Source organism: Actinomadura darangshiensis, assembly GCF_004349235.1.
GTDB lineage: Bacteria > Actinomycetota > Actinomycetes > Streptosporangiales > Streptosporangiaceae > Spirillospora > Spirillospora darangshiensis.
The window spans coordinates 1-5908 of sequence record NZ_SMKY01000428.1; the positions used below are offsets into that span (position 1 = coordinate 1).

8 protein-coding genes are annotated in these 5908 nt (G+C 69.7%); 7 read left to right on the forward strand and 1 reads right to left on the reverse strand.

The window, feature by feature from the left end; translation table 11 throughout:
• Window positions 1–414: 414 nt before the first annotated feature.
• From rpmH to E1293_RS43600, 5 genes are read left to right on the forward strand one after another with little or no spacing between them, the layout of a single operon-like run.
• Window positions 415–552, forward strand: coding sequence for a 50S ribosomal protein L34 (gene rpmH, locus E1293_RS43580; protein WP_132205484.1), 138 nt, complete (start codon window positions 415–417; stop codon window positions 550–552).
• Window positions 553–586: 34 nt separating this feature from the next.
• Window positions 587–934, forward strand: coding sequence for a ribonuclease P protein component (gene rnpA, locus E1293_RS43585; protein WP_243717447.1), 348 nt, complete (start codon window positions 587–589; stop codon window positions 932–934).
• Entirely contained in the window at window positions 931–1389 is a 459-nt protein-coding gene (gene yidD / locus E1293_RS50585) for a membrane protein insertion efficiency factor YidD (RefSeq protein WP_132205488.1), read from the forward strand. The genes rnpA and yidD overlap by 4 nt, the downstream gene beginning before the upstream one ends.
• Window positions 1382–2473, forward strand: a complete 1092-nt coding sequence (gene yidC, locus E1293_RS43595; protein WP_132205490.1) for a membrane protein insertase YidC — start codon at window positions 1382–1384, stop codon at window positions 2471–2473. The genes yidD and yidC overlap by 8 nt, the downstream gene beginning before the upstream one ends.
• 37 nt (window positions 2474–2510) lie before the next feature.
• Complete coding sequence (locus tag E1293_RS43600; protein WP_132205492.1) at window positions 2511–2999, forward strand: Jag family protein; 489 nt, start codon at window positions 2511–2513, stop codon at window positions 2997–2999.
• Between the two features lie 362 nt (window positions 3000–3361).
• Here E1293_RS43600 and E1293_RS43605 read toward each other — a convergent pair whose 3' ends face one another.
• On the reverse strand, window positions 3362–3829 hold the full coding sequence (locus E1293_RS43605) for a DUF6458 family protein (protein ID WP_132205494.1): 468 nt from the start codon (window positions 3827–3829) through the stop codon (window positions 3362–3364).
• A 181-nt stretch (window positions 3830–4010) separates the two neighbouring features.
• Between E1293_RS43605 and rsmG the strand changes: the two genes are divergently transcribed.
• Both rsmG and E1293_RS43615 read left to right on the forward strand, forming a co-directional pair.
• Window positions 4011–4688 carry a 16S rRNA (guanine(527)-N(7))-methyltransferase RsmG gene (gene rsmG / locus E1293_RS43610; protein ID WP_132205496.1) on the forward strand — a complete coding sequence of 226 codons (678 nt, stop codon included), beginning with the start codon at window positions 4011–4013 and terminating at the stop codon, window positions 4686–4688.
• A gap of 344 nt (window positions 4689–5032) precedes the next feature.
• Window positions 5033–5848 (forward strand): ParA family protein, encoded by an 816-nt coding sequence (locus tag E1293_RS43615; RefSeq protein WP_132205498.1) that lies wholly within the window; start codon window positions 5033–5035, stop codon window positions 5846–5848.
• Window positions 5849–5908: the final 60 nt, after the last annotated feature.

Consider the following 5908-nt stretch of genomic DNA (forward strand, 5'->3'; position numbering starts at 1 on the left):
CCGCCCCGCCCCCGCGAGCGGCCGGCCTGACGCCCACCCGGACTGCCCGAGAGCCGCCCGGAAGCCGCCCGGGAGCCGGCCGGGAAGTCAGCCGGAAGCCGCCCGGGAGCCGGCCGGGTAGTCGGCCGCCCTAACCCCTGTCGGGCAGGTCGTGGATAGGCATCGCGCTTTAAATCGGTGAGCGGCGGGCCGTGGACGGGCCGGGCGGTGGCGGCCTCCGTTTGACCGGCTACCCGGCTAGCCCGTAACGTGCTGAGGTCGAGTCGCATCGACGGAGGTACCGCGTGCCCGCCGGCAGCCCCTCAAGGAACGCTCGGGTGGGCCCCCGCTGCGGGGGACCGTACGCGGCCCTCGGTGCGAGATATCGAGCGTCAAGACCCTCAAGCCGAACGACCGCAGCACTGGAGCCTCAAAGTGAGCAAGCGTACCTTCCAGCCGAACAACCGCCGCCGCCACAAGAAGCACGGCTTCCGGCTGCGCATGCGCACGCGCGCGGGCCGCGCGATCCTGTCGGGCAGGCGCGCCAAGGGCCGCGCCCGCGTCGCCGTCTGAGCCTCCCCTCACTGTGCTGCCGTCCGGTAACCGGATGCGGCGGCGGGACGACTTCACACTGGCCGTCCGGCGCGGTCGCCGCGCCGGACGGCCAACTGTCGTAGTCCACCTGCTGCGCCCCGACGAGGCCCCGGCAGCGGCCGCACCGCCGCTGGTGGGGTTCATCGTGGCGCGCACCGTCGGGAACGCCGTCCTCCGCAACGCGGTACGGCGGCGGCTCCGGCACCTGATGCGCCCGCACCTCGACCGGCTCCCAGCGGGTAGCCTGCTCGTAGTGCGCGCCAACCCCCGCGCGGGAGAGGCGCGCCCAGACGAACTGGCCGCGGATCTGGAGTCGGCACTCGACCGGCTGCTGCGGCCCGCGTCCAAGGGGCGAGGATGAGGAGTCGGCAGGGGACGGCGTTCCCCGCACAGCATCAGACGGGCCCCCCGGGTCCCGTCGCGGCCGTGCTGATCCTTCTCGTCCGCGCCTACCGCCGCTTCTTGAGTCCCCTGCTCGGGCAGCAGTGCCGCTTCCAGCCCAGCTGCAGCGCGTACGGCCTGGAGGCCCTCCAGGTGCACGGGGCGCTGCGCGGCACGTGGCTGACGGCCCGCCGGATCGCGCGGTGCCATCCGTTCCATCCCGGAGGTCACGACCCGGTGCCGCCGAAGAAGCCGTCCCGCACCGGCCCCGCCGGGGAGTCCGCGGTACCGGCCTCGCCGGAGTCCGAGCCGCGGTCCGGCCTCGCCGGGGAGCCCGGGGACCCCCGGGCGCGATCCGCGGCGGCCCCTCCGAACCACGGCCGCGCGGAGAGCGGCCCCGCCCTAGCAGAGCCCAAGGAGCTGCCCGGTGCTTGACTGGTTGTACGAGATCGTCTCTCAGCTCATCGTGTGGATACACACGGGGCTCAGTACGGTCGTCCCCAAGGACAGCGGATGGGCATGGGGCGGTTCGATCATCCTCCTGACCGTCCTGCTGCGGTTGATGCTCGTCCCCCTGTTCGTGAAGCAGATCCACGCCTCGCGGAAGATGCAGGAGCTGAACCCGAAGGTTCAGGCGCTGCGCAAGAAGTACAGGAACGACAAGCAGCGCCTCAACCAGGAGGTCATGAAGCTCTACCAGGACAACGGCGCCAACCCGCTGTCGGGCTGCCTGCCGCTCCTGGTGCAGATGCCGATCTTCATCGGGCTGTTCCAGACGCTGAAGCGGATCTCGGACGCCAAGTCCGGGCAGAGCGTCTTCGCCGTCTCGTCCGACCTGGTGGCGAGCGCGCAGAACGCGAACATCTTCGGCGCGCACATCCCCGACACGTTCCTCAACGCGTGGGGCGCCGAGCCGAAGACCTGGAGCGCGATCATCATCACCGGCATCGCCGTGGTGATCAGCTCCTGCACGACGTTCTTCACCGTCCGGGCCAGCATGAAGCGGCAGCCGGTCGCCGACGAGGCCAACCCGATGATGCAGGCGCAGAAGATGATGGTCTTCCTGGCGCCGCTGTTCGGCCTGTTCGGCCTCGGCTTCCCGCTGGGCGTCCTCATGTACTGGGTCACGTCCAACAGCTGGACGCTGGCGCAGCAGCACTACATCTACAAGAAGTACCCGCCGCCCGGGACGGAAGGCGAAGCCGCCACGGCGGGGACGAGCACGTCCAAGCCGGGCACGTCCAAGACGAGTACGTCCAAGACCGGTACGTCCAAGACCAGTACCTCCAAGCCGGGCGCGAAGGCCGGTTCGAAGACGACCGGTTCGAAGACGACGGGTGCCAGGGCGGCGGGCTCGAAGACGGCCGCGTCGAAGAACGGGCAGGCGTCGTCCGGCATCAAGGGCCGGCTGAAGAAGGAGCCGGAGCCCGAGCCCGAGCCGGAGGAGAAGCCGAAGGCCGTCCGCAACCAGCCGACCCGCAAGTCGCGCAGCAAGCGCAGCGGCACCCAGAAGCGCTAGTTTGAACCCCGAGCACGTGCCGGAGAAGGAGACCCCGTTGAGCCAGCAGACCGACACCACCGAGGTCGACGTCCAGGCGCTCGAACAGGAAGGCGAGATCGCCGCCGACTACATCGAGGGCCTGCTCGACATCGGCGACTACGACGGTGACATCGACATGGACGTCGAAGGTGAGCGCGCCATGGTCGCCGTCGTGGGAGGTGCCCTGGACGAGCTGGTCGGCAAGCGCGGCGAGGTCCTGGAGGCCCTGCAGGAGCTGACCCGGCTGGCCGTCCACCGCCAGACCGGCAACCGCACCCGCCTCATGCTGGACGTCGGCGGCTACCGCGAGCGCCGCCGCGCCGAGCTGACCAAGCTGGGCACCGACGTCTCGGACGAGGTGAAGCAGGCCGGCGAGTCGAAGCCGCTGGCCCCGATGACCCCGTTCGAGCGCAAGATCGTCCACGACGCGGTGGCGGCCGCCGGCCTCCGCAGCGAGTCCGAGGGCGAGGAGCCCGACCGCTACGTGGTCGTCTACCCGGCCTGACCAGGTACTCGGAGGCACCTGAGCCTCCGAGCCGACCTGATGCAGACTGGGAGGCGACCTCAACCTTCCTGATGGACGTCGATGGCCCCGGCAGAGCTTCTGTCCGGGGCCTTCGCATGCCCCCACACGGAACGTCCTGAGTGAAAGTTAAAAGCAGGCCCCTCCCGCCCGGGGGCGGACCGCTTACCTCTATGGTCAAGCCCCTCCCACGTACCCGGGGGGCCAAACGAGACTTGTGGATAACTCTCCGGACGCCGCCGTCCAGGACCGTTGTCCACATGCATGAGAGGGCCCCGCGCCCTGGCCGGCGCGGGGCCCATGGAACTCGGTGTGCACCGCCGCCCTGGCACACCGAGCAGGCGTTACCGCCGGACCGTCCGGCGCCATCGGCGGCGCTGCTGCGGGACGCGGTCGCCGGAGTCCACGACGGAGGTGGAGTTCTCTTCCGCCGGGTCCTGGGCGTGCGCCGGGTCCTGCGAGAACGCGGGATCCTGCGCCACGTGGCCGTGCGGCACTCCCTCGTCCGCCGGATATTCGATCACACGTTCGACTCGCTCTCCTGGACGGTTGGACGGCGGCGGGTCCTCGATGACGCGCTCTTCCCGGATGAGGGTGCCCGGCTCGTCCCCGTAGGCGGGGTCGGCGCCGGCGATTCGTCCGGCGCGCCGCCGCGGACGCGTGTATCTGAGAGTGAAGCCCATGCTGATCAGGCCCACCACGATCAGGATCCAGCCGACCAGGTGAATGTCGATGCCGGCGAGATCGACGCGGAGGGCGAACGCGAGGATCGCGCCCAGGGCGATGAATGCGAGACTGACTCCGATTCCCATCTGTCGGAGCTCCTTCCGGGGGGACGGCGACACACAGCCCCTACCCGTCCCCTCCCGAATATGCAGTGGGGTCATGTGGTTCTCGCCATAGCGCAAGGGTCGGCCAACCGACGTGCCCAGTTATCCACAGGGGACGTTTCGCGTGTACGGCCCCACCGGTTTTTGTGGAACGATTCGTCTGGTGGGGATTGGACGTGAGATTTTCGGGGACGCGCTGCCGGTGGCGGAGCGGTACGCGGCGTTCCTCGCCCAGGCCGGGGTCGAACGCGGGCTCATCGGGCCGCGCGAGGCCGACCGGCTGTGGGAGCGCCACCTGGTCAACTGCGCGGTGGTGTCCACGGCGATACCGGAGGACGCCGAGGTCGTCGACATCGGTTCGGGTGCCGGCCTCCCCGGCATCGTCCTCGCGATCGTCCGCCCGGACCTGCGGATCACCCTGCTGGAACCACTGCTGCGGCGTACCACCTTCCTGACCGAGTGCGTCGAGCTGCTCGACCTGCGGAACGTCGAGGTGCGGCGGGCCCGGGCCGAGGATGTGACCAAGGAGTTCTCGGTGGACGTCGCCACGGCACGGGCCGTCGCACCCCTTGAACGCCTCGCGACATGGGCGCTTCCGCTGCTGCGTCCGGGCGGCGAACTCCTGGCGCTCAAGGGCGAGCGGGCCGCGGCCGAACTGGAGGAGGCGGAGACGGTGCTGAAGCGGTTCGGGGTGCGCTCCACGGAACTGCTCCAAGTCGGGCACGGTATGGTCGATCCGCCGACAACACTCGTCCGTGTGGTCGCCGGCCGAGCAGAGGTTGTCGGGCGACGACAGCGCGCGCCCCGGCGTGCCAAAGGGTCGAGGAAGAGGTCTTCATGAGCACGGGACCAGGACTGGGCGGGCCTGACCGCGCCGACGAATCCCCCGACGAACAGCCGTCCGGCCCGAGCGGGTCCGATGCGGAGGCGGGCGCGGAGACGCCGGCGCCCGGCGGGACACAGGGAGACCTGGAGACACCGCCGGGCAGCACGCCGTCCGGGCACGCGATGTGGGGTAATACGACGTCCGGTACAGCGGAGAACGTCGGCTATGTGCCGACGAACGCCGGCGCCCAGCCGCCGGGTCCGCGCAAGGGACCGAATCAGGGGGAGTCAGAACTCGTGCGAGAGGCGCTCAGGGACGCCAAGGTTTCACATGAAACAACCGTCACCGCGCTCAAGGCGATGTCGGGTCGCAGGGAGCGGGAGTGGCCGCGGCCGGACAGCTGCCGCATCATCACCATCGCCAACCAGAAGGGCGGTGTGGGGAAGACCACCAGTTCGGTGAACCTCGCCGCATCCCTTGCCATGCATGGCGCGCAGGTGCTCGTGGTCGACCTCGACCCGCAGGGCAACGCGTCAACCGCCCTCGGGGTCGAGCACCACGCGGAGATCCCCTCCATCTACGACGTCCTGATCGAGGACATGGCCCTGGCCGACATCGTCGTCCCGGCCGCGGAGATACCGAACCTGTTCTGCGCGCCGGCGACCCTCAACCTCGCCGGTGCCGAGATCGAACTCGTCTCCAAGGTGGCCCGCGAGTCGCGGCTTCGGCGGGCACTCGACGCGTACGAGACCGAAAAGTTCGATTATGTGCTGATCGACTGTCCGCCCTCTCTCGGGCTGCTCACGGTGAACGCCCTCGTCGGCGGGGACGAACTGCTCATCCCGATCCAGTGCGAGTACTACGCGCTGGAGGGCCTCGGGCAGCTCATCCGGACTGTCGACCTGGTCAAGGCGCACCTCAACCAACAGCTGAAGGTGTCCACGATCCTGCTCACGATGTACGACGCCCGGACGCGGCTTGCCGCGCAGGTGGCCGACGACGTCCGGAACCATTTCGGCGACGTCGTCCTCAACACGGTGATCCCCCGTAGCGTCCGGGTGTCGGAGGCACCCAGCTATGGGCAGTCCGTCATGACCTACGATCCAGGTTCGAGCGGTGCCCTCGCCTACAGCGAGGCCGCCTCGGAGATGGCCCACGGAGGAGCTGTCCAGTGAGCCAGCAGCGACGCGGTCTGGGCAAGGGCCTCGGTGCCCTCATTCCCACCGCCCCGCCCC